The organism is Chryseobacterium metallicongregator, assembly GCF_031324065.1.
GTDB lineage: Bacteria > Bacteroidota > Bacteroidia > Flavobacteriales > Weeksellaceae > Chryseobacterium > Chryseobacterium metallicongregator.
The window spans coordinates 154423-178314 of the sequence record NZ_JAVIXS010000009.1 but is presented as its reverse complement, the minus strand read 5'-3'; the positions used below and the strand labels follow the sequence as shown (position 1 = coordinate 178314).

General features: G+C 37.0%; 23 protein-coding genes and 1 riboswitch. Of the genes, 15 read left to right on the top strand and 8 right to left on the bottom strand.

Annotation, left to right across the window (positions count from 1 at the left end; translation table 11 throughout):
* Positions 1 to 200: 200 nt before the first annotated feature.
* Positions 201 to 306: riboswitch (SAM riboswitch) on the top strand.
* A gap of 92 nt (positions 307 to 398) precedes the next feature.
* From REB14_RS13160 to REB14_RS13105, 12 genes are all read left to right on the top strand, one after another.
* Positions 399 to 2831 carry a TonB-dependent receptor plug domain-containing protein gene (locus REB14_RS13160; protein WP_309522398.1) on the top strand — a complete coding sequence of 811 codons (2433 nt, stop codon included), beginning with the start codon at positions 399 to 401 and terminating at the stop codon, positions 2829 to 2831.
* 7 nt (positions 2832 to 2838) lie between these two features.
* On the top strand, positions 2839 to 4149 hold the full coding sequence (locus tag REB14_RS13155) for an APC family permease (RefSeq protein ID WP_309522397.1): 1311 nt from the start codon (positions 2839 to 2841) through the stop codon (positions 4147 to 4149).
* 147 nt (positions 4150 to 4296) lie between these two features.
* Positions 4297 to 5382 (top strand): peptide chain release factor 1, encoded by a 1086-nt coding sequence (gene prfA, locus REB14_RS13150; protein WP_034692695.1) that lies wholly within the window; start codon positions 4297 to 4299, stop codon positions 5380 to 5382.
* A gap of 77 nt (positions 5383 to 5459) precedes the next feature.
* Complete coding sequence (locus tag REB14_RS13145) at positions 5460 to 6137, top strand: hypothetical protein (protein ID WP_309522396.1); 678 nt, start codon at positions 5460 to 5462, stop codon at positions 6135 to 6137.
* A gap of 96 nt (positions 6138 to 6233) precedes the next feature.
* Positions 6234 to 8336 carry a prolyl oligopeptidase family serine peptidase gene (locus REB14_RS13140; protein WP_079243517.1) on the top strand — a complete coding sequence of 701 codons (2103 nt, stop codon included), beginning with the start codon at positions 6234 to 6236 and terminating at the stop codon, positions 8334 to 8336.
* A 138-nt stretch (positions 8337 to 8474) separates the two neighbouring features.
* Complete coding sequence (scpA, locus tag REB14_RS13135; protein ID WP_309522395.1) at positions 8475 to 10595, top strand: methylmalonyl-CoA mutase; 2121 nt, start codon at positions 8475 to 8477, stop codon at positions 10593 to 10595.
* A gap of 43 nt (positions 10596 to 10638) precedes the next feature.
* A complete protein-coding gene (locus REB14_RS13130) occupies positions 10639 to 11481 on the top strand; it encodes a M28 family peptidase (RefSeq protein WP_309522394.1) in 843 nt (280 codons plus the stop codon).
* A gap of 394 nt (positions 11482 to 11875) precedes the next feature.
* A complete protein-coding gene (locus REB14_RS13125; protein ID WP_309522393.1) occupies positions 11876 to 12610 on the top strand; it encodes a hypothetical protein in 735 nt (244 codons plus the stop codon).
* A gap of 27 nt (positions 12611 to 12637) precedes the next feature.
* A complete protein-coding gene (locus REB14_RS13120; RefSeq protein WP_309522392.1) occupies positions 12638 to 14029 on the top strand; it encodes an RtcB family protein in 1392 nt (463 codons plus the stop codon).
* Positions 14030 to 14105: 76 nt separating this feature from the next.
* Positions 14106 to 14651, top strand: coding sequence for a hypothetical protein (locus REB14_RS13115; protein WP_309522391.1), 546 nt, complete (start codon positions 14106 to 14108; stop codon positions 14649 to 14651).
* Positions 14652 to 14654: 3 nt separating this feature from the next.
* Entirely contained in the window at positions 14655 to 15353 is a 699-nt protein-coding gene (gene prfH, locus REB14_RS13110) for a peptide chain release factor H (protein ID WP_309522390.1), read from the top strand.
* Entirely contained in the window at positions 15340 to 15846 is a 507-nt protein-coding gene (locus REB14_RS13105; RefSeq protein WP_309522389.1) for a tetratricopeptide repeat protein, read from the top strand. The genes prfH and REB14_RS13105 overlap by 14 nt, the downstream gene beginning before the upstream one ends.
* A 48-nt stretch (positions 15847 to 15894) precedes the next feature.
* Here the strand turns inward: REB14_RS13105 and REB14_RS13100 are convergent, their stop codons facing one another.
* Both REB14_RS13100 and REB14_RS13095 read right to left on the bottom strand, forming a co-directional pair.
* Positions 15895 to 16182: a c-type cytochrome gene (locus REB14_RS13100; RefSeq protein WP_034692685.1), complete on the bottom strand. Its 288-nt coding sequence runs from the start codon at positions 16180 to 16182 to the stop codon at positions 15895 to 15897.
* Between the two features lie 20 nt (positions 16183 to 16202).
* Positions 16203 to 16496 carry a c-type cytochrome gene (locus REB14_RS13095; RefSeq protein WP_114822102.1) on the bottom strand — a complete coding sequence of 98 codons (294 nt, stop codon included), beginning with the start codon at positions 16494 to 16496 and terminating at the stop codon, positions 16203 to 16205.
* A 198-nt stretch (positions 16497 to 16694) separates the two neighbouring features.
* Here REB14_RS13095 and meaB point away from each other — a divergent pair, with 198 nt between their 5' ends.
* The gene (meaB, locus tag REB14_RS13090) at positions 16695 to 17687 is read left to right on the top strand and encodes a methylmalonyl Co-A mutase-associated GTPase MeaB (protein ID WP_079244010.1); all 993 of its coding nucleotides are present in this window, start codon (positions 16695 to 16697) and stop codon (positions 17685 to 17687) included.
* On the opposite strand, the gene REB14_RS13085 is transcribed toward meaB, so the two are convergent.
* Complete coding sequence (locus tag REB14_RS13085; protein WP_309522388.1) at positions 17684 to 18232, bottom strand: DUF4251 domain-containing protein; 549 nt, start codon at positions 18230 to 18232, stop codon at positions 17684 to 17686. The genes meaB and REB14_RS13085 overlap by 4 nt on opposite strands.
* A 105-nt stretch (positions 18233 to 18337) precedes the next feature.
* Here REB14_RS13085 and REB14_RS13080 point away from each other — a divergent pair, with 105 nt between their 5' ends.
* Complete coding sequence (locus tag REB14_RS13080; RefSeq protein WP_079243508.1) at positions 18338 to 19144, top strand: M48 family metallopeptidase; 807 nt, start codon at positions 18338 to 18340, stop codon at positions 19142 to 19144.
* Positions 19145 to 19230: 86 nt separating this feature from the next.
* Complete coding sequence (locus tag REB14_RS13075; protein WP_079243507.1) at positions 19231 to 19542, top strand: hypothetical protein; 312 nt, start codon at positions 19231 to 19233, stop codon at positions 19540 to 19542.
* Between the two features lie 36 nt (positions 19543 to 19578).
* Here REB14_RS13075 and REB14_RS13070 read toward each other — a convergent pair whose 3' ends face one another.
* The 5 genes from REB14_RS13070 to REB14_RS13050 form a co-directional block, all read right to left on the bottom strand.
* Entirely contained in the window at positions 19579 to 20190 is a 612-nt protein-coding gene (locus REB14_RS13070) for an outer membrane beta-barrel protein (protein WP_309522387.1), read from the bottom strand.
* The gene (locus REB14_RS13065; protein WP_034692677.1) at positions 20174 to 20989 is read right to left on the bottom strand and encodes an ABC transporter ATP-binding protein; all 816 of its coding nucleotides are present in this window, start codon (positions 20987 to 20989) and stop codon (positions 20174 to 20176) included. Before REB14_RS13065 ends, REB14_RS13070 begins: the two co-directional genes overlap by 17 nt.
* Positions 20989 to 21741, bottom strand: a complete 753-nt coding sequence (locus REB14_RS13060; protein ID WP_034692676.1) for an MlaE family ABC transporter permease — start codon at positions 21739 to 21741, stop codon at positions 20989 to 20991. Before REB14_RS13060 ends, REB14_RS13065 begins: the two co-directional genes overlap by 1 nt.
* Before the next feature lie 103 nt (positions 21742 to 21844).
* A complete protein-coding gene (locus REB14_RS13055) occupies positions 21845 to 23215 on the bottom strand; it encodes an exopolysaccharide biosynthesis polyprenyl glycosylphosphotransferase (protein ID WP_079243506.1) in 1371 nt (456 codons plus the stop codon).
* 43 nt (positions 23216 to 23258) lie between these two features.
* A complete protein-coding gene (locus REB14_RS13050) occupies positions 23259 to 23888 on the bottom strand; it encodes a 7-carboxy-7-deazaguanine synthase QueE (protein WP_034692670.1) in 630 nt (209 codons plus the stop codon).
* Positions 23889 to 23892: the final 4 nt, after the last annotated feature.

Sequence of the window (23892 nt, the reverse complement as noted above, 5' to 3'; positions counted from 1 at the left end):
AATAAAGTATTGTTAAGATGAATCATTCTGATTTTTAAGCTCAAAGCGGAGCTGATCTTAATACTCTTATCACCTTAATATCATCTTAATGTTTCAAAAATAAAACTTTAAACAATTTCTATAAAATAATGAAAGGCAGATTTGCAGTACAGCAGATCTGCTTTTTTGTACATTTAAAAAAATAGTCTACTTTTGCAGTAGATTTATCAAGAAAGGTGGAGGGATTTGGCCCGGTGAAACCTTAGCAACCTACACGTTTCCAGAAGTGTAAAGGTGCTAATTCCAACCCTTTGGGGGAGATAAGTGAAGTCAATACTCTATATGAATTCCATTTCTTGAAGTCTTGTGTATCTGCGGAAAGATCCGTCAGATTCGTATTATTAATTGGCAAGAACAAAATGAAAAAATTAAGCACAGCTGTATTATTGCTTGGAGCAATTCTGGTCGCTGCTCAGGAAAGTGAGGAAAAAGGAAAACAGATCGAAGATATTATCATCGTTGGAAACCGTAACGTCAAAAGAACAAAACTGGAGACGCCGGTTCCTGTAGATGTAATTAATATCGATAAAATCCAGAGAAGCACTCCGCAAATGACGGCTCAGGATCTCCTGAACTACGTGATTCCATCGTTCAATGCAGTGAGGCAGTCTGCTTCTGATGGGACAGAACATATTGACCCTGTTACTTTTAGAGGTATGGGACCCGATCAGGTTCTGGTTTTGCTTAACGGAAAAAGAAGACATTCCACATCATTAGTCAATTATCAGAATACGGTAGGAAATGGCTCTGTAGGAACAGATTTGAGTACCATTCCCGTAATTGCAATTGATAGAATAGAAGTATTAAGAGATGGAGCTGCTGCACAATATGGTTCTGATGCCATTGCAGGAGTTATCAATATAATTCTTAAGAAAAATACCGGAGCTTCAGCAAGTCTTACCTATGGGTTAACCGGAAGAAATGATGGTGATACTTACCAGGCAGGAGTTAATTATGGAGCCTCATTAGGAAAGAAAGAAGGCTATATTAATCTTTCATTACAGCTAAGTCACAGAGGAAAAACCACAAGAACGCAAAATCATGACCTGGATATTTTCGGAGATAATTTTGCCTATGAATTTGCTGGGGACGCAGAAGCCATAAAAGCTGCCAGAGCCGCAGATGATGCAGAAATTGCAAAAAGAGGATTAACACGTGACGATTTTAATTTTCAGATCGGAGATGCCCAGATCAGACAGGGACAGCTGTTTTTCAATTCAGAATATCCTTTTAACGATAACTTTAAACTGTATTCTTTTGGCGGTTTCAGCATCAAAGAAGGAAATGGCTTTGGTTTCAGAAGACTTCCGAGCGAAAAATCTAATGTAGTTTCGTCCATTTACCCGAACGGATTTCAGGCAACTCTGGCCTCCCAGGTATACGATGTTTCTTATGCTGTAGGAGCAAAATATAATGTCAATGACTGGTTTTTTGATCTTAGTAATACCTTTGGAAGCAATACCTTCAATTATAATGTAAACAATACGAATAACGCTTCTTTGGGAGCAAAATCTCCAACCCGTTTTTATGCCGGAGCGCATAGCTTTCTTCAAAATACCATTAATCTTGATATTTCCAAAAATATAAACCGTTTCAATATCGCATTTGGAGGAGAATTCAGATTTGAACAATACCAGATCAAGGCAGGTGATGAAGCTTCCTATACCCAATATGACATCAATGGAAACGTAGCCACTGAAGGATCAACAGTGCTTGGTGCGGGAGGATCTCAATCCTTTATCGGGTTTTCTCCAAATAATGCATTGAAGAAAGACAGACATTCCACCGCAGTGTATGCAGATGTTTCCTATGATTTAGATAAAAAATTGAATATTGATGCAGCAGCAAGATTTGAAAATTATTCAGACTTCGGAAATACACTGAATGGAAAACTTGCTGTACGATATGAATTTGTAAAGAATTATGCGGTAAGAGCAGCAGTGGGAACAGGATTCAGAGCACCATCATTGCAACAGCAGTATTTTAATAACTCTTATGCTGATATTTCTACTTCAGGCGAGAAGATTGTTACAAAGGGAATCTTTAGCAATGATAGCAAAGCCGCTGAAATTCTTGGATTTGATAAACTAAAACAGGAAACCTCTGTTAATGCAAGTGCAGGATTTACTTTAAGGCCTTTAAACAATTTGACAATCACCATAGATGGATACTGGATTAAAGTAAAAGACAGAATTGTGATCACCAGCAATATTACTGATGAAAGATTAGATCAGTTTAAGGTAGAAAGCGGAAGATTTTTTGCGAATGCTATTGATACCGAAACAAAAGGAGTTGATGTTGTAGTAACCTATGACTGGATTCTTGGCAATGGAAAATTAAATATCAATCTTGCCGGAAACTATACGGAAACCAAAATTACAGATTTCCACTTTCCGGAAAATTTAGGAACTCCGCAGAACCAGTTTTTTGGTCCGGATCAGATCAACATCATTGAAACTCTTTCTCCCAAAACAAAAGCTTCATTAGGATTAAATTATGGAATCGGGAAGTTCAATTTTCTCGTAAGAAATACCTATTTTGGTAAAGTAATAAGAGATGGCTATCCGTTTGGAGACGTGCAGGAGTTCTCACCAAAGGTCGTTACCGACATCAGTGTTGGATATGATATTACAAAAAGTATCAACTTTACAATAGGAGCCAACAATGTATTTGATGTCTTCCCGGATCGCCAGATTTATAGAAATTCATATTATGGAGTATTCAAATATGCACCGGTTCAGATGGGAACACTGGGGAATTATTTCTTCGGAAGGCTTAATTTTAATTTTTAATCAGTAAATGAGTACTACCTCACATCAGATTGGCTGGAAAACAGCAGCAGCCATCGTAGTTTCCAATATGATCGGAACAGGGATTTTTACAACCCTGGGATTTCAGTTATCCGATATTACCAATACCTACAGTATTTTCCTGCTATGGAGTATAGGAGGGGTTCTCGCTTTGTTCGGGGCTTTCTGTTATGCAGAATTGGGGTCACATTTTAAAGGAAACGGAGGAGATTTTATTTATCTCACAGAAACCTATCATCCGATATTTGGATACTTGATAAGCTGGATTTCACTCATTATTGGATTTTCTTCTCCGGTTGCGCTGGCTGCATTGGCCATGTCAAAATACCTTTCTGTATTTGATTATTCTTTTGGAAATGGCTTTGCGATTGCAGCTATTTTCCTGGTGGCGATTGCATTATCGTTCAGCCTGAAAACATCCAGCAGATTTCATAACTTTTTTACATTCATTAAGATAGCCTTTATTATTGTACTGGTTATTCTTGGGGTAGGAATTTCAGATTCACCAAAGATAGGCAACAGTCTCAATTTCAGTGACAGCTGGCAGAATGAGATCATACTTCCTGCATTTGCTACCTCTCTGGTATTTGTAACTTATTCCTACACAGGCTGGAATTCAGCTTCCTATATCGCAGGAGAAATAAAAGATGTTCAGAAAAACCTTCCCAAATCACTCATCATCGGAACCGTTTTCGTGACGGTAAGCTATATTCTGGTAAATTATATTATGCTGAAACACGCTCCTGTAAGTCAGTTGGCAGGAAAAGAAGATGTAATGGGAGAAGCTGCAGTAAATATGCTGGGACCGGCTTTTGGAAAAATCGTTAATGTTTTTATCGCCCTGCAGCTTATTGCAACAATTAGTGGTTATCTGTGGGTAGGATCAAGATTAACGCAGGCTTTTGCAAAACATACACATATTTGGAAGCCATTATCTGTGGGTAATGAAAAAGGAATTCCGGTAAGAGCTATTTTCGCTCATGCTGTCATTGCAGCTGTTATTATTTTGACAGGAAGTTTTAAAGAAATTTTTGTCTATACAGCCTTTATTTTGCAGCTTTTTGCAAGTCTGGCTATTTCTACCGTATTCTTCCTTAAGAAAAAAGACAGGAAAATCTTTAAGTCGAATGCGTTCCACATTTTTCCGGCAGTTTTTTTACTGTTCAGCTTTTATATTCTCTATTTTACATTCATTCATAATCCTAAAGAAAGCTTGATAGGATTGGGAATTATCGCCGTAGGAATTATTTTATATGTGATAGACAGAAGGCTTTCTAAAGGAGCTCAGACTAAATCTTAATGATGCAGAAAGGGGAATATACAGAATGGTAAATCTGTCTTTTTGTGGTTTTGCATCCTTTATCCCTAATGCTCAAAAATTTATGATGATTCGGAATTTTAATTTTGAATTAATAATCCTTATCTTTGCACCCACAAAATTTCTACAATGTCTAAATCATTAATTCCAAAATTAGAAGCTATAAAACAAAGATATAATGAGGTTGCAGACCTTATTATACAGCCTGATGTCATTTCAGACCAAAAAAGATATTCTTCTTTGAACAAAGAATATAGTGATTTGGGAAAAATTGTAAGAGTTTACGATCAGTACAAAGGCGCTTTGGATAGTATTGCAGAATCTGAAGAAATCATTGCAGATGGTTCAGACAGAGACCTGGTAGATCTGGCTAAAGAAGAAAAACTGGAAGCTCAGGCTAAAATTCCTGGTCTTGAAGAAGAACTGAAAGTATTACTGATCCCTAAAGATCCTGCAGATGACAAAAACGTTATCGTGGAATTACGTGCAGGTACAGGTGGTGATGAGGCTGCTATCTTTGTGGAAGATGTGTACAGAATGTATACCATGTATTTCAAAACAAAAGGATGGAGACATGAAGTGACAGATTCTAACGAAGCTGCAAAAGGATACAAAGAATTGATCATGAAAGTGGAAGGAGAAGGTGTTTACGGAATCATGAAGTTCGAATCCGGAGTTCACCGTGTACAACGTGTACCTGAAACAGAATCTCAGGGAAGAGTACACACATCTGCCATTACAATTGCTGTTCTTCCGGAAGCTGAAGAAGTTGATTTCGAACTGAATCCTGCAGATATTGAAATGCAGACTTCCCGTTCAGGAGGTGCAGGTGGTCAGAACGTAAACAAGGTTGAAACTAAAGTTCAGCTTACCCACAAACCTTCAGGACTTGTTGTAGTTTGTCAACAGGCTCGTTCTCAGCTTGCTAACCGTGAGCTGGCAATGGAAATGCTAAGAACAAAACTATACGATATTGAATTACAGAAAGTACAGGGAGATATCGCTGCACAACGTAAATCTATGGTATCTACAGGAGACCGTTCTGCAAAAATTAAAACATACAACTATCCACAAGGTAGAGTTACAGACCACAGAATCAATAAGTCTATGTACAACCTTGATGCTTATATGAATGGTGATATTTCTGAAATGATTGACGCTGTAATCATGGCAGAAAATGCAGAGAAGATGAAAGGGGAAGAAGAGAATTATTAAAATTAAAATAAATAAAAACAAAGCCTCTGACTGTTCAGGGGCTTTGTTTTTCCCAATAACAAAACAAAATATCAACTATGAAAAACTACAAAATTATTTTCCTGCTGTTGCTTACCATAATGGGGCAGCAACTGATAGCACAAACAGAAGTAAAGAAACCTAAAGAAGCTTTTGAACTCTTCTTTGGTACTTTTGTGAATAATGATGACGCAGCATTGAATAAACTCAATGATTATTTAAAACCTACAGTAGACGGACAGACTGCTTATCAGGTGGATTTTAAGGAAACGTCACAGGAAATGATCAATGGCAGTGTAGAGAATTTTCTTGCCGCTTTTCCTAAAGCTACCGCAGCAGCATGCAAAAAAGAAGCTGAAGATTATTTCAAAGCTATGTTTGGAAACTTTAAAACGGGAAAACTTACCGTTAAAGACGTAAAAGTAGTGCCGAATGAGCATGTGGAAGGACAAAAAATTGCTGAAATAAGTTATTCTGTAAGTTTTCTTGTTCCATCAAAACTGACTTCCGGACCAAAAGGAGATCTGAACAAAATAAAAACGGAAGACCTTAAAAAATATTTAATTCAGGCAGTTCAGGATTTTAAAAATGCCAATAAGACTGTAACAACAGATCAAAACTTTAGTTTATATGAACTTAAAGAAGGAGATAAAATATACTATTGGAATGGAAGCCCTGATGAAATTGTTTCCAACCTTACCGACTTCTATTTTGAAAGCTTCGGAGCCAATGAATAGGCGGAAAATACAATCATAAAGAATAAAAAAGTCCCAATATAACGGGACTTTTTTTATTTCACATACTTTGCGTATTTTTGAGAAAAACCGATCAGTATGAATTTTAAACCTATATTGTTAACCGCTGGAGTATTATTTTCAGCATCTTTTTACTCTCAGAAAATGATTTATCCTAAAGCATTAAAAGGAAGCCAGACAGATACCTATTTCGGAAACGCTGTTTCTGATCCTTTCAGAGATCTGGAAAACGATTCTGAACCTACAAAAAAATGGGTAGATGAAGAAGTAGCTTACAGCCAGAATTATCTTTCAAAAATTCCGTTCAGGGATAAAATCAAAAGCCAGCTGAAAGATATCTGGAATTATGAGAAAATTTCAGCACCTTTCAAAGAAGGAGATTATACCTATTATTATAAAAATGATGGTCTGCAGGCACAATCTGTTTTGTACAGAACCAACAATAAGACCAATGCTACAGAAGTATTTTTAGATCCTAATAAATTTTCAGAAAAAGGAACGACTTCTCTTTCCAATCTTTCATTCAATAAAAAAGGAAACCTTGCAGCTTACTCTATTTCTGAAGGAGGAAGCGACTGGAACAAGATCATCATCATTGATGCTGTTACCAAAAAACAGATTGATGAAACTTTACTGGATGTAAAATTCAGCGGAATTTCATGGCAGGGAGATGAAGGATTTTATTATTCAAGCTACGACAAACCAAAAGAAGGAACAGTACTTTCCGGAATGACGGATAAGCACAAAGTATATTTTCACAAACTGGGAACAAAACAATCTCAGGATAAATTGATTTTCGGAGGAGATAAAACCCCAAGGAGATATCTTAGTGCCGGAGTTTCTGAAGATCAGAGATACCTTATTATTTCTGCTGCTAATGCTACCAATGGTAATGAATTGTATATAAAAGACCTTAAAAAAGGAGGAGACTTTGTGCAAATTATGAGCGGATTTGATATCAATGCCAGCATCGTAGATACACAAGGTGATGATCTGTTCATTTTTACAGATAAAGATGCTCCGAATATGCGTCTTGTAAAAACTACCATTGCTAATCCGGATCCTGCAACATGGAAAGACGTGATTCCACAAACTGAAAACGTATTGGGAATTTCTTCCGGTGGAGGATATTTCTTTGCAACCTATATGATTGATGCCATAGATCAGGTAAAACAGTTTGATAAAACCGGAAAACTGGTTAGAGAAATTACTCTTCCGGGGAAAGGAAATATCTCTGGATTCGGAGGAAAAGAAAAAGAAAAAGATGTTTACTTCTCTTTCAGCAACTATATTACACCGGGCACTACATATAAATTTAATGTAGATTCTGGAAAATCTGAAGTCTATCAAAAACCTAAAGTGAAGTTTAATCCGGATGATTATGTTTCGGAACAGGTTTTCTATACTTCAAAAGACGGGACAAAAGTTCCTATGATGATCAACTATAAGAAAGGAACAAAGCTGGACGGTAAAAATCCTACTATTCTTTACTCTTATGGAGGCTTCAACATCAGCCTTCAGCCGTCATTCTCTGTAGTCAATGCGATCTGGATGGAAAATGGTGGTATTTACGCTGTTCCAAACATCCGTGGAGGAGGAGAATATGGTAAGAAATGGCATGATGCAGGAACAAAACAGCAAAAGAAAAATGTTTTTGAAGACTTTATCGCTGCCGGAGAATACCTTCAAAGTAAAGGCTATACTTCAAAAGAATACATGGCACTGTCAGGAAGATCAAATGGCGGATTATTAGTAGGAGCAACAATGACCATGAGGCCGGATCTTGCGAGAGTAGCCTTCCCTGGAGTTGGAGTTTTGGATATGTTGAGGTATAATAAATTTACTGCCGGAGCAGGATGGTCTTACGACTATGGGACTGCCGAGGACAGTAAAGAAATGTTCGAATATCTGAAATCCTATTCTCCTGTACATAATGTAAAAGCAGGAACTTGCTATCCATCCACAATGATCATTACCAGTGATCATGATGACAGAGTGGTTCCGGCACATTCATTCAAATTTGGAGCAGAGCTTCAGGAAAAACAAGCATGCAAAAATCCTATTCTTTTAAGAATTGAGAAGAATGCAGGTCACGGAGCAGGAAGATCAACAGATCAGGTGATCAGTGAAAATGCAGATCTTATATCATTTGCTTTATTTGAGATGGGAATAAAGAAATAATTTAAATTTATACCAATAAGAAAGGTCGGACATTTGCCCGGCCTTTTTCTTTTACTAAAACTTAGAAAAACAGAACGTTAACAGAAGTTTCATGTTTCGCTCAAAAAAATTAACTTTACGGGGACAAAAATAATTGGAATGCGAAAGACAATTTCTGTGAAAAAACCGGATTTTAGTGTATCATCTCAGGAAAGAGAGATTTACAATTTTGAAAAAGACGGCCTTGAACTCAAATCATCCTATGGAAAAAAAGATGTAAAAGATGAATCATTAACGCAGACTTCTCCAGGAATTGCTCCCTATCTGAGAGGGCCGTACTCTACCATGTATGTTCAGAAACCATGGACGATCCGTCAGTACGCAGGATTTTCTACCGCTGAAGAATCCAATGCTTTCTACAGAAGAAACCTTGCTGCAGGTCAGAAAGGACTTTCAGTAGCATTTGACCTTGCAACGCACAGAGGATATGATTCTGACCACTCAAGAGTGGTGGGCGATGTAGGAAAAGCAGGAGTTGCCATAGACTCTGTGGAAGACATGAAAATCCTTTTCAATGAAATTCCATTAGATCAGATTTCAGTTTCCATGACAATGAACGGAGCTGTACTTCCTATTTTGTCTTTCTACATCGTAGCGGCAGAAGAACAGGGAGTAAAGCAGGAGTTACTTTCCGGAACTATTCAGAATGATATTTTGAAAGAATTCATGGTAAGAAATACGTATATCTATCCGCCAGCACCTTCCATGAAGATTATCGCAGATATTTTTGAATACACTTCGCAAAATATTCCCAAATTCAATTCCATTTCCATTTCCGGATACCATATGCAGGAAGCTGGTGCAACGCCTGTACTTGAAATGGCTTACACACTGGCAGATGGTCTTGAATACGTAAGAACAGGAATAAAAGCAGGAATGAACGTAGACGATTTCGCCCCAAGGTTATCCTTCTTCTGGGCAATCGGAATGAATCATTTCATGGAAATTGCAAAAATGCGTGCAGCAAGATATATCTGGGCAACCCTTTTAAAACAGTTTAATCCTCAGAATCCAAAATCTCTGGCTTTAAGAACCCATTCACAAACTTCAGGATGGTCTTTAACTGAGCAGGAACCTTTCAATAATATCACAAGAACAGCAATAGAAGCGCTGTCTTCAGCATTAGGAGGAACGCAGTCTCTCCATACAAACGCACTGGATGAAGCCATTGCCCTTCCTACAGATTATTCAGCAAAAATTGCAAGAAATACACAGATCATCCTTCAGCAGGAAAGCGGAATATGTGATGTGGTAGATCCGATGGGAGGAAGTAACCTTGTAGAAAGCCTTACTCAGCAAATGATTGAGGAAGCAATGAGGTATATTGATGAGGTAGAGCAGGAAGGTGGAATGACCAAAGCGATCGAAGCCGGAATTCCAAAAATGAGAATTGAAGAAGCCGCAGCAAAAAAACAGGCTAAGATCGATAGTGGAGAAGAATTCATTATCGGGGTCAATTCATTCAAATCCTCATTAAAACAGGATCAAATAGAAATCTTAGACATTGATAATACCGAAGTTCGCAGAAAGCAGATAGAGAGACTGAATACGATCAAAGCGGAAAGAAATACAGCAGGAGTTGAACAGATCCTGAATGAAATCCGCGAAAGTGCTCAAACGGGAAAAGGAAATCTTCTGGCTCTATGTATCGAAGCTGCAAGAAGAAGAGTAACCCTTGGCGAAATGAGTGATGCTATGGAAGAAACCTTTGGAAGATATAAAGCAAATATTAAAACAATCTCTGGAGTATACGCAATGAATGCCGGTAAAAACGAATACTTTGAAAAAGCTCTTAATCTGACTCAGAAATTTGAAGAAGAAGAAGGGCGCCGCCCAAGGCTAATGGTCGCTAAAATGGGCCAGGATGGGCACGACAGAGGTGCGAAAGTAGTAGCAACAGCATTTGCCGATATGGGATTTGACGTAGACGTTGCTCCATTGTTTCAGACACCGGAAGAAGTCGCTAAACAAGCCGTAGAAAATGATATTCACATTTTAGGTGTTTCTTCATTGGCAGCAGGGCACAAAACATTAGTTCCGCAGGTGGTGGAAGAACTATCCAAATTGGGAGCAGACGATATTACCATCGTCGTAGGAGGAGTGATTCCGCAACAGGATTATGAATTCCTTTATGCCAACGGTGCTGACTTTATTTTCGGACCTGGAACCAACCTTCCGAAATGCGCAGTAGAAATTCTGGAAAGATTTTTAGAAAAATAAATAGAAAAGTTTTAATTTCAGGACAGAGGTTAAAAATATACCCGTGAATTTTAAAAATATAAAGCCTACGAGGAAAAAACTGTTTCTTTTCGTAGGCTTATTTGTTATTACAGGAGTTTTTTTGCTAGGTTCAATAAAGAAAAACAGATCAGTACCCAGTTCCACAGTAATTGCGGATGCCAGTCTTGTTAAAAAACATTTGATGGCACTTACCCAAACTCCACAGTTTAGAAATCATAAAAATATTGATCAGCTAAATGCAGTGGCAGATTATATTCATCAGACCTTTGCTACTTATGTTGACAATACCACTTTTCAGGAATATAAAGTTGACGGTAAAGTGTATAAAAATGTAATTACTTCTTTTGGTCCGGAAAATGCCAAACGGATCATTATTGGAGCACATTACGACGTTTGTGGAGATCAGCAGGGAGCAGACGATAATGCCACCGGAGTTACTGCCCTTTTGGAGCTCGCAAGAATGTTGAAAGGACAAAAGCTGAAGTACAGAGTAGATTTGGTTGCTTACACGCTGGAAGAGCCGCCTTATTTCAGAACCGAAAATTTTATTACTCTGGTTAAAAAAATGACTGGCGCAGGGCCTTTTGTAAGAAACTTTATAGGAAATTTCAAAGATTCCAAACAGATCAAAACAGAAACGTTCTCTGCTCCCAAATTTGTTGCAGGAATAGACTATTCCGACCATCTGAACTATTGGAATTTCGAAATCCCTGCCCTCATAATCACCGATACTTCTTTCTTCAGAAATAAAAATTATCACGAAACTACCGATACTTTGGAAACACTGGATACAAAACGGATGACAAAGGTAATTGATGCCATTTTTCTCAGTATTATTCACCTTAAGGGAAAAAAAATATTTTGATTTTCAGAAAAATGTATATATTTGCACCTGAAAATCAAGTTTAACCAATAAAAAACAACGAAGCAATGTTCAGAACTAATCAGAATTCTACAGTTGGATTGCCACTTATGGTGGTAAGGCTTCGCGGTTTGGTACATTCTTAGAATAACAGTACAATGAAATATCAAAACCCGAAGTCGTAGATATTTCGGGTTTTTTATTGCGCAATATTTCAAACTCCCAAGTTTCCCCGAAATTTTTTAAGTGTCATTAAAGGCAAAATAGGATGAGGTACATTCCTCAGAACTATTGAGTCTATTATTAATCCATTCAACTAGTGTTTTAGTTGATTAAAAGTTGTGTGAGATAAAAAACAATTGAGTTTCCGGTATCTCACATCAGACTTCTGTTCATAATGGAAAATGATAACCTCCTGTTTTCCCGCCTGAGAAGCGTGAGAAGCAGAAAAAGAACAATTAGAAAAGATGTAGAAAAGCAGATAAGAACAAAATACAAACGTAGTAGAGCACTCTGGAAAATAAGAAAAAATCTTCCGTTGATACCATTGGATAAACCTTATCAAAAAGGATTTGTAAGATTCTTTGTTGTAAGAAATGATGTAAAAGAATCCAAAGATAGAGATTTTTTCGAAGGAATTTTAAAGAAGATAAATACCTATATGTATTCTGACAACCGAAAATTTCTAAAAAAGAAAAGAAAGTTCGGAAGAAAGATATATGTAGAAAGAGAACAGAAGCTCAGGTATATTACTTCTTTTTCCTGGAATTATCCAAAATTGGAACTTACCGACAGAGAAAGACAATACTTTGAAAAGAAAGAAGATTATTGCCCTGTCCGTAAGATATTCGGAACCTACTACCAATTTACTGAACCATGGAGATTTGCTCTAAGGATAAAACCCAATATGATTACCCATTACAAACCCCTGGATTTGGAGCTGGAAAAAGAATATGCAGCGCTGGATTTCTATTTGGGTCAGTATAAGGTAATAGGGATTATGAATAAGACAATTCTATGTAAGTCGAATCCATGGAAAGAAAGGTATCAAAGAAAACTTATCAAAAGCAGGAAATATGTTACCTGCACAATGTCTGCAACAGAGATTGCAGAAAGCTTAGAGGACTTATGAGTCCAACTGTTATTTAAAACAAAAACAATGGGAAATTTAAAACTAAAAGGAAAAGATATATTAAAACTGGGCTATCCAAATAACCAAAGCGTAAACGTAGCATTGGAAGTCATGAAAAGAAATTTTGCAACGAAGAATATTCACCACGTAAAATCTCTTTTAAAGGAAATCCTGCTGAATCCGGAAGAGTTTGAAAAAGATCTTACTTTCGGACAGATTGCAGAAACCCTTCTTTCATCCAAAAAAACTGAAAAAAGAATGTTGAATTCACAACGTGCTTCCTTTCAGATTTTTGGAAACAATATTTCAGAAGAGGCAAAAAATCAGTTATACACAGCTTTGAAACTGCCTGTTTCTACTCAGGGAGCATTAATGCCGGATGCCCACAGCGGGTACGGACTTCCCATAGGAGGAGTTCTGGCAGTGGAAAATGCGGTAATCCCTTACGGAGTAGGAATGGATATTGGCTGTAGAATGAGCCTCAGTATTTTGGATACACCAGTTTCATATCTTGAAGGGGCAAGAGATAAATATGAAAAAGCGCTTGCTGAACATACAAAATTCGGGATGTATGAGACTCATAAATCTCACATAGATCATGAGATTTTCGACAGAGATACATTCAATATGATCCCGATCTTAAGAAGATTAAAGGGAAAAGCCATCAAACAGATGGGATCCTCAGGTGGAGGAAATCACTTTGTAGAATTCGGGGAAGTGGAAATCACTGAAGAAGACAAACAAATTGGCCTCCCAAAAGGAAAATATCTGGGAGTACTTTCTCACAGTGGCTCGAGAGGTCTGGGAGCGGAAATCGCACAATATTATTCAAGAATGGCGACAGAGCAGTGTCCGTTACCAAAAGAAGCCCAAAACTTCGCATGGCTGGACCTTAGTACTCATCTGGGACTGGAATACTGGACTGCAATGAACCTTGCCGGAGATTATGCTTCAGCCTGCCACGATGATATTCACAGAAGGCTTGTAAAAGCAGTCGGTGGAAGAGTAAAAGCGAGAATTGAAAACCATCACAATTTTGCGTGGAAAGAAATTCATAACGGAAAAGAAGTGATTGTTCACCGAAAAGGCGCAACACCTGCCAATGAGAATGAATTGGGGATGATACCCGGATCCATGACAGCGAAAGGATTTATCGTTCGTGGAAAAGGAAACCCGGAATCCCTGAATTCTGCATCTCATGGCGCCGGAAGAGCATACTCAAGAGGAGAATGCAGAAGTCTTTTCACTCAGCATGATATCAAAAAAGAGCTGAAACTAAAAAATGTCACATTAATGGGCGGGAATGCGGAAGAAGCACCAATGGCCTACAAAGACATCAATGAAGTGATGAATGCACAGAGTGAATTGGTAGATATCCTGGGAACATTCCAGCCGAGAATTGTGAGAATGGATAAGTAATTAGCCTAATATTTTATAACCTTACAGGTTTCAAAAACCTGTAAGGTTTAATCAGGGAATATTTAAAAACAAAGAAATGGGAGCACCACATAACATAAAAAGATACGGTGAAGTCTGGCCTGAATTCAGAATCCGGTTCGGGCTCGAAATTTTAGATAAATTAAAAGATAAAATCATTATATCAGGAGGTTGGGCGTGGCATTTTATGTCTGAAAGAGGGCATACAGAATACAAACACGCTCATGATCATAAGGATATTGATGTTTTTGTAAAAAAAGAAAATGTAGCAGAAGTTGTGATCATTCTTCAGCAGGAAGGATTCCAGAAAGTCTGGACCCGATATGACCATCTGCCGAGTGAAGAAAACTTTCGCAGGTACGAAAAATCGGTTAAGCTTGAAAATGACAAATTCTACAGAATTACCATAGACTTCTTTGAAAGAGATGATCTAGAGATATTGGAAACCAATGGATTTACCGTTGTGAGGCCTGATATTTTACTTTCTTTTTACAAAAATATTCACTCCAGTGACAAATGCTGGGCAGTGATGGCCGCAAAAGAACTATTACAAAAGGGAATAAATCCGGTAGGAAACCCTTTATTAAGCAAAATGCCAACATAAAAAATGGAAAAATTAATACAGATCACTTCGGGAAGAGGTCCTTTAGAATGCCAGTGGGTAGTAGCCAAGGTTCTGAAGACCTTTCTTGAAGAGGCAAAACACAATACAATAGAATACGAAATTATTCATCGGGAAAATGGAGATGAGAACCTGACACTAAAATCAGTAACTCTGCTTTTGAAAGGAAAAGATCTAAGTTTGTTTTTAAAAAGCTGGCTTGGAAGCGTTTGCTGGATAGGAAAAAGTACATTCAGGAAGCTCCATAAAAGAAGTAATTGGTTTATCGGAATCTTCGAATTGGAAAATGTCAAAATGATTGACTTTCATGAAAAAGACATCCGGTTTCAGACTGCGAGAAGTCAGGGAAGTGGAGGGCAAAACGTAAACAAGGTGAATACCGCTGTACGGGCTACCCATATTCCTACCAACGAAACTGTTTTTGTACAGGATTCCCGTTCACAGTTGGAAAATAAAAAACTATCCATTATCAGGCTCAAAGAAAAGGTAATGGCGGTTTATATCCAACAACTGGAAAGAAAACTGAAAGAAACCTGGTCTATGCAGATGCAGGTAGAACGCGGAAATCCGGTTCGTACATTCTCAGGGACAGATTTTAAAAAGAATTACGAAGACAAGACATTCAAAAAACAAAGGAATGCCTTGAAAAATGAATTAAAAAATTACAGAAATGACCTTAACTAAAAGTAAATATTATTTTGAAGCATTAGACTACTTTCCATTCAATCTTTCTGAATGTATGGATGCGCTGAATTATGCTTTATCTTACGAACCGGAAGATGCGGATAGTCTTTGTCTCATGGGAAGAGTATATTCAGAAGAATTGAAGGATTATGAAACAGCCAAGAAATACTTTGATGAAGCCATGCAGAGTAATATCGGAAATATCAATACTCCCAAATATTATATTGAATGTCTATTGAGTAATGAAGATTACAAAGAAGCAGAAAAATTAATTGAGTTCTCTCTGAAACTAAAAGGAATTGATAAATCTGAAATTCTGAACTGTTTGTCTCTTTTACAGGAAAGAAAATTTGAATACAAACAAGCTTTGACAACGCTTAAAGAAGCTAAAAAATTTGCTTACAATCGTGCAGCACTCGAAATTATTGAAGACAGAGAGAAACTGGTTAAAGGAAAAGTAACCAGGACAAGAACCGTAAAAAAGGCAGAATAATCTGTTTGACCGTATTTGAATTAAAAAAATAAGCTTTCATTAGAAAGCTTATTTTTTATTGACAGAGATCAGATAATCATACACCATTTGATGCTGGTCATCAGTAAGTTTGGCCTTTGGAGCCATTCTGCTTAAGGTATTGATCCATCCCTGGTTGTCATGCTTGGTTGGCTCTGGAAGCTTATGGCATTTTGCACAGGAATTTTCAAAAATGGTTTTTCCTTGTGCCAACTGCTCAGATGAGGTATACTTTGGCCCTGTAACGGCCACACTTTTAGGCCCGCAGGATACCAGAAATGCTGATGCTGCAATACCCGTTAAAATGAATTTTTTCATATCCTATTTTTATTTGATGATTACTTCTTTACAGAAACAATATAATCATAAACCCATTGATGCTGCTCATCCGTCAGTTTTGCTTTTGGAGCCATAGAATTCATAATTCCCACCCATTGTACAGGATTGTGTGAAGCAGGATCTGGTAATTTGTGACATCTTCCGCAAGAGTTTTCAAAAATAGTTTTTCCCTGAGCAATCTGTTCTGCAGTAGATGTTGAAGTTCCTGCAGTAGCAGTGGATGTAGCAGCTTTCGGCGTACAGGAAACCAGCAAAATAGCAGTAAACGAAGCCGCAGCGATGAGTTTTTTCATGTTCCTTCTTTTGATATATAACAAATGTAATAAATTCCTTAAGCCGTTGATACAGGCTGTTCTAGTTTTAATTTAGAAGAAATAAAAACTAAATTCATGAAAAATTGATAATTTGAAATAAAGACAATTTGTTTCTTTTGTGTGATCATTATGATCCGGGTATTGACCATTCCCATTTTAATTATTAATTTTGAATTAATGAAATTTTCTACAGAAGAACTAATAGAGGGAATACAGTCAGGAAACAAACGCCTGATTGCGAAAGCTATTACATTGGTTGAAAGTAAGAAAGCAGAGCACAGAGTACAGGCAGAAGAATTGTTGAAGAAAATTATGCCTCTTACCGGAAACTCTGTAAGGGTAGGAGTAACGGGTGTTCCCGGAGCAGGTAAGTCCACTTTTATAGAAAACTTTGGTCGCCTGGTTATTGCTCAGGGGAAAAAAGTTGCCGTTTTGGCTATTGACCCAAGCTCGGCCATCAACAAAGGAAGTATTTTGGGAGATAAAACCAGAATGGAGGAATTGGCCAAAGAAGAAAATGCATTCATTCGTCCTTCTCCCAGCTCAGGATTTCTGGGTGGAGTAGCCAATACAACTTTTGAAACCATGATGATCTGCGAAGCTGCAGGCTATGACTATATTTTAATAGAAACCGTAGGAGTAGGGCAATCAGAAGTTCTGGTGGCTGATATTACTGATGTTTTTTTATTCCTTAAAATCATTGGGGGAGGAGACGAGCTTCAGGGCATAAAAAGAGGTATCATGGAAATGGTAGACCTTATTTTCATCAATAAAGTAGACCAGGACAATCTTCAGAAAGCGAAAAATACAAGGCTTGAATTAAAAAGAGCTCTAGACTTTATTCCACCTAAAGAAAAAGGATGGAAGATTCCTGTTTTACTAGGTTCTGCGCTTCATAATCAAGGATTACAGGAAGTTTATGATGCAATATTCGAATTTATTGATCTGAAAAAGAAAAGCGGCCGTTTTGAAGAAATTCGTGTTCAGCAGGCTGAAAAACGATTTGAATATTGGGTTCAGGAATATATTTTGTCCCTTATGAAAAAGAGCAATACTGTAGAAGAAGCTTATCATATGCACAAAAAAAATGCTTCAGCTATGGTTTCCAATCCAAGTACTGAAGCAAAATTATTTGTTGAAAAATTTTTATCGAACGAAAACAGGGATTAAAGTTTCTCTTTTTCCTGTTTTACCTCAGTTTTAGAAATGTATCCATCATAAGTAATAGGCTGTCTGTCACTACTTCTCATAGAAACAAAAGCTTTACCGTTTTTAAATACTTCAATATTAACTTCGTCTACGTTTCTTACATCTTTAGGTTTGAACTTAAAAGTCCAGGTTCCTTTTTTATTCTGAGTTTTAGTTACCGTAAAATCTTTTGAAGTAAATCGGTAGCTGTTATCACTGGCACTTCCAAAAGTTGGATTGAACATCCTTCCAAAATAAGGCAACACTACATCCAGTGTATTTTTACTGACATCAATGGTATACTCTCCATTCAGATTCAACATTCTTGTTGCAGTGGTATTAGGCATTGAATTCATGACATTGATAACATCATAATTCGTAGGATTGGCTCTTTGTGCATAGAACGTAAACTCCTGAGCATTCACCAAAGTGTCCACTGTTTTCGGATCTAATGAACCTTGTGAAGCACAGCTCTGAAATAAGAACAGGAATCCAAAAATCATCAGTAAAGAAATATACTTTTTCATAATGATATAATTATTAAATTTAAACAGCAAAATGTATGCAAATATATTCTTTCTGAAATATTTTGGAATAAAAATTGTTAAGGTTGAATTATTAACACTCAAACTATGAAAGTTACACATCTATTTGGAATGGGGGCTATTGCTCTGTCGGCTGTTGCCTGTACTACAAACCCGATTACGGGGAGGTCTTCTTTACAGCTGGCCAACAATTCGGAAATTTTAACAATGTCTTCCCAGGAATATAGAACGACATTGTCTAAAGGTAAAGTGATTACCGGTACAGCAGATGCAAAGAGAGTGGTAAATGTAGGAAACAGAATTAAAAATGCAGCAGAAAGATATTATCAGAGTATTGGAAGATCAGCAGATCTTGCAAGTTACAGCTGGGAATTTAATCTTTTGCAGAGCAATGAGCTGAACGCCTGGTGTATGCCTGGTGGAAAAGTAGCTGTCTATACCGGAATATTACCGGTAACAAAAGACGATAACGGACTTGCAGTAGTAATGGGACATGAAGTTTCCCATGCATTGGCAGGCCACGGAAACGAAAGAATTTCTCAGGCAATGGTAGCTCAGTATGGAGGGGCAATCCTGGGAGGAACAATCTCAAATTCACAATGGGCAAGTGTTTTCCAGAAGGTTTACCCTATCGGTTCACAGGTTGCTTTATTGAAATACGGAAGAGGTCAGGAATCTGAGGCAGATGAAATGGGACTTTACCTGATGTCTATGGCAGGATATGATCCAAGAGCAGCCATCCCTTTCTGGAACAGAATGGAAGCCGCATCTACAGGAGCAAGACAACCTGAGTTCTTATCTACCCACCCGAATCCGGAAACAAGAATTTCAGATATCAACAAAGATCTTCCAAAAGCTTTGGAATACTATAAGGCTGCGGGAGGAAAAATATAATTAGAATTTTAATCTTGAATATTGCCTTATTAAATTTTTAGTAAATTTGGTAAGGCTTTTTTATGTAATCACCTAAACACAATATTATGAAGAGTTTATCAATTACCGGACTTATACTTTTGGCTGTTTCTGCATTACTTTTCTATTTAACAACCGATTTTGCCGTAGAACAAATAAAAATTTCTCACATTATGGGAATTATGGCAGGAATCGGGATCGGGCTTATCATTGGAGGAATGGTAGGATATGTAAGTAAAGGAAGCGCTATAAAAGCGGAACAGAAGAAAAAAGAATTCAAGCAGTTACAAAAAGACAAAGAAGATCTTGAAAAACAGGCTGCAGAAATTGCAAAACGTCAGGCTGAGCTTGAAAATCAAAATAAAAACCCTCAAATTTAAATTTGAGGGTTTAAAGTTGTTATTTTCAATAATTCATTAGAATTTATATCCTAAACCTACCATAAACAAGTTAGGTCTGTTATCATATCTGATTTCTGAACCAGAAACTTTGTTGATGAAGTTTCTTTCGTCTTTGCTGAAAGCACCTTCATATCTTGCACTTACAATAAGCTTTTTAATTTCAAGCTGTGCACCAAACTGATATCCTACGGTAAAGTCATTTTTAGCATTTTCTTTGAAATCGTTGTAAGTATTGTCTTTGTTTAAGTTAAAACTTCCTACAGGTCCTACAAAAACTCCAAGCATATTCCCTAAAAGATTATATCCTAAAAGAACCGGAACATCAATACGGTTGCTTTTTACGTCAAAAGTAGTGTTCTCTGTGGTAAACTCATTTTTAAAATGAGTATAATAAATTTCCGGCATTACAAACAATGAAGTAGGAAGCCCCACTTTTAATGAAAGTCCAACATTGAAACCTACATTATTTTTACCTGTTCCTGCAATAGCATCATTCACTGTTCCTTTAATATTGGACCATGAAGGTGAGCCTGTTGGAAAAATTAAGTTGGCTTTACCTGCCAGTGAAATCTGTGCAGAAGCCCACATTGAAAACCCTAATAACGCTATACTAAGTACCTTTTTCATTATCGTCTATTTTTGTATTTGTCGTTTCAATCGTTTTATTATTCTCAAGTAAATATTCTCTCAGCTCTTTAAACAGTTCTGAAGAATAAACGAAGTCAATCAGATTTTTATTGCCTGCAGTGATCAGAATGTCTTTGTTACCTTCCCATTCTTTAATTCCCAATCTTAGGTATACAATTTTCTCGCCAATCGTCATTACAGAGTTCATATCATGGGTATTGATGATGGTGGTAGTATTATATTCTTTTGTGATTTCGTAAAGAAGATCATCAATAATCTTGGAGGTATAGGGATCCAGCCCGGAATTGGGCTCATCACAAAACAGATACTTAGGATTGTTGACAATAGCTCTTGCAATAGCCACCCTTTTCTGCATACCTCCTGAAATTTCGGAAGGATATTTTTTTTCTGCTTTATCAAGATGTACTCTTCCTATTACTTCAAAAACTCTTTTCTTTTTTTCTCTGTAGGTAAGATTGGTAAACATGTCAAGAGGGAACATGATATTTTCTTCCACTGTTAGAGAGTCAAATAAGGCACTTCCCTGGAAAACGGTTCCGATTTCTGAACGGAGATGCTGTTTTTCATCTCTGGTCATGGTATTGATATCTTTTCCGTCAAACAGAATTTCTCCTGATGAAGGCATATAAACATTCAATAAACTTTTTAGAAAAACGGTTTTTCCGGAACCACTCTGCCCAATGATTAAGTTTACTTTTCCTTTATCAAATGAAGTTGAAATTCCCTTAAGCACTTCAACATCATCAAAACTTTTCTTAAGATCTTTTACCTCAATCATCAGCTTAATATTAATTGGGTTAAAATTAATTCAGAGATAATAATGAACACCATTGTCCATACTACGGCCTGTGTACTGGCTCTACCTACTTCCAAAGATCCTCCTTTTACATTGTATCCGAAATAAGAAGGTACTGTTGCAATGATAAAAGCAAAAACGATTGTTTTGGTAAATGCATAGTAAATGAATAAATTCGGCATATACATTTGAATACCAACAATATAATCGTTCTCTGTCCAGTTTCCTGTTAGAATCCCGGCAATATAACCTCCACCAATACCAAATACAATACTGATGGCAATAAGGAGAGGATTAAACAGCATACAGGCAATGATTTTAGGAAATATCAGGAAATTGGGTGAGTTTACTCCCATAATATCCAAGGCATCAATCTGTTCTGAAACCCTCATTGTTCCGATACTGGAAGCAATATATGATCCTACCTTACCCGCCAGAATAAGGCTGATAATGGTAGGTGCGAATTCCAATACCAATACCGCTTTTGTAGCATATCCTACAAATGATGGCGGAATAGGAAAGGAAGAAGCATCAAAGTTATTGAACATCTGAATAGCAACTACAGCTCCCACGAAGATGGATGTGAAGATGACAAGCCCGAAAGAATTTACTCCCAAATCATTAATTTCTCTCATGAACAGCTTCCAGAACACTCTCATTTTCTGAGGTTTCTGCAGGGACTTTCCCAAGAGGATAATGTATTCCCCTATCGCTGTGAAAAACTTTTTTAACATACTGCTAAATTAGACTTTTTTATTTAATTGGACTACAGTCAAGAATAAGACCGAAGCTTGGTTTTGTGTTAAAATTATTTCAATATTTATGTTATTCCGCTCTTTATTTTGCGTTTTTATCTCCTCCAATCACCAATAAAACGGTTTTTAAAATAATAACCACATCGAGTACGAAACTCCAGTTTCTTACATAGAATGCATCTGCCAGAACTCTTTTTTTCATTTCTACTTCTACATCTCCGAAGTCACCACGCAGTCCATTTACTTGTGCTAATCCGGTAATACCCGGATTAACCATACTTCTCAGACTATATCTTCCGATTTTGGGTTTGTAATAATTGTCAACAGCCAACATATGTGGGCGCGGACCTACTACAGACATTTCTCCTCTCAATACATTAATGAATTGGGGAAGTTCATCAAGACTGGTTTTCCTTAAAAATTTACCCACTCTGGTAATTCTGGAATCATTTACAGAGGTGGTTTTGGTTGTAGATTCATCATTGACAACCATTGTTCTGAATTTAATACAATTAAAAACCTCCTCATGAAAACCGTATCTCTTCTGAATAAAAAATACTGGACCTTTAGAAGTTGTTTTGATTAAAATTGCAATAATTGGAAATACCCATGAGCAAATGAAAACCAATATAATAGCAGAAAAGAAAATATCTAATGTCCTTTTCATCAGGAAATTAGAATAATAATCTAACGGATATCTGGCCTGATTAAGTACCGGCTGGGTTTGTATATATCCAAGATCATAAAGGAAAAAATCACTTTGTGTAATGCTTGGAATCAATGAAATATGAATCTTATTATCCTCAGCCAATCTGAAAATTTCATTTTCCATGGTTTCATCATAAGAATTTTCCATAGATAAAAACAAGGTATGAATTCCGTTCTTTTTCCAGAAAGAAACCAGTTCATTGATGTTAACCTCAGAATACTCGTATTCAAATATTCTGTATCCATAATCTTTACGTTCTGTAAAGATATTCTTAAGAATCTCTGTAGAGTGGCTGTCTCCCAAAAACATTACATTTCTGTAGTTAGCTCCAAGAGATCGCAAGTACTTGATCGCGAAATAGACTAATGATTTCGCCAGGAAAATGGCAATAAAGAGATAAAGTGAAAGCCAGTAAATATCCGAATTGAAAAATACATTATTACTTACCTTTCCTATAAGCAGTACTCCCAGTATAAAAAAGAGGAAATGGATTAAGAGGCGTTCAAGGAACAGGGTATAAGTAAGATTCCTCGGAATATTGTATATTTTTGTCCTACCACTTAATAGTACCCAGAACAAAAACAACAGAACCAGAGAAAAACTATTCTGATACCAGGTTTCTTTATTGTATTTTAAACTTTCGTTTCTGCTTATAAAAAAGAATATGAAGATAGATGCAATAACCATGAGGTCAAGCAACATAATGATTGATTTCAGGTATCTAGAGTATCGAATTCTCTGCATCTATCGGTATTATAGCGAATAAGCCCGGCTAATTTACACTTTTTTACGGGATATTCAGATATTTGTGCGTCTGAACAGAAGCCTGCCATTCAGGGTTTTCCAGAATGAAATCTGTAATCTTAGGATACATATCATCTCTTTTGCTCCATTCACTCTGAAGATAAAGCTTACAGTTTTCAGAAACTTTTGCAGCCTGTTCCTGAGCAAATGTAAAATCATGCTGGTTGAAAATAATGACTTTAAGCTCATTGGCCTTTTGATAAATCTCTTCTTTAGGAAGCCCTGTTTTCTTTGGTGAAAGGGTAATCCAGTCCAGTTGACCGCTCATAGGATAAGCTCCGGAAGTTTCGATATGTACTGTACACCCTAGTTCTTTTAGTTTGGATGTCAGGATATCTAAATTCCACATTAAAGGTTCCCCACCAGTTAACACTATTGTTTTACAGTGTTTAGCCGCAGTTTCTGCAATTTCTTCCGCATTCATAAGGGGATGAAGTTCCGGATCCCAGCTTTCTTTTACATCACACCAGTGACACCCTACATCACAGCCTCCCAGCCTGATAAAGTATGCGGCTTTTCCGGTGTGTGCTCCTTCTCCCTGTAAAGTGTAAAAATGCTCCATCACAGGGAGCATTTTACCTTCTTTTAATAAAATATCTTCTTCTTTATTCATTTTA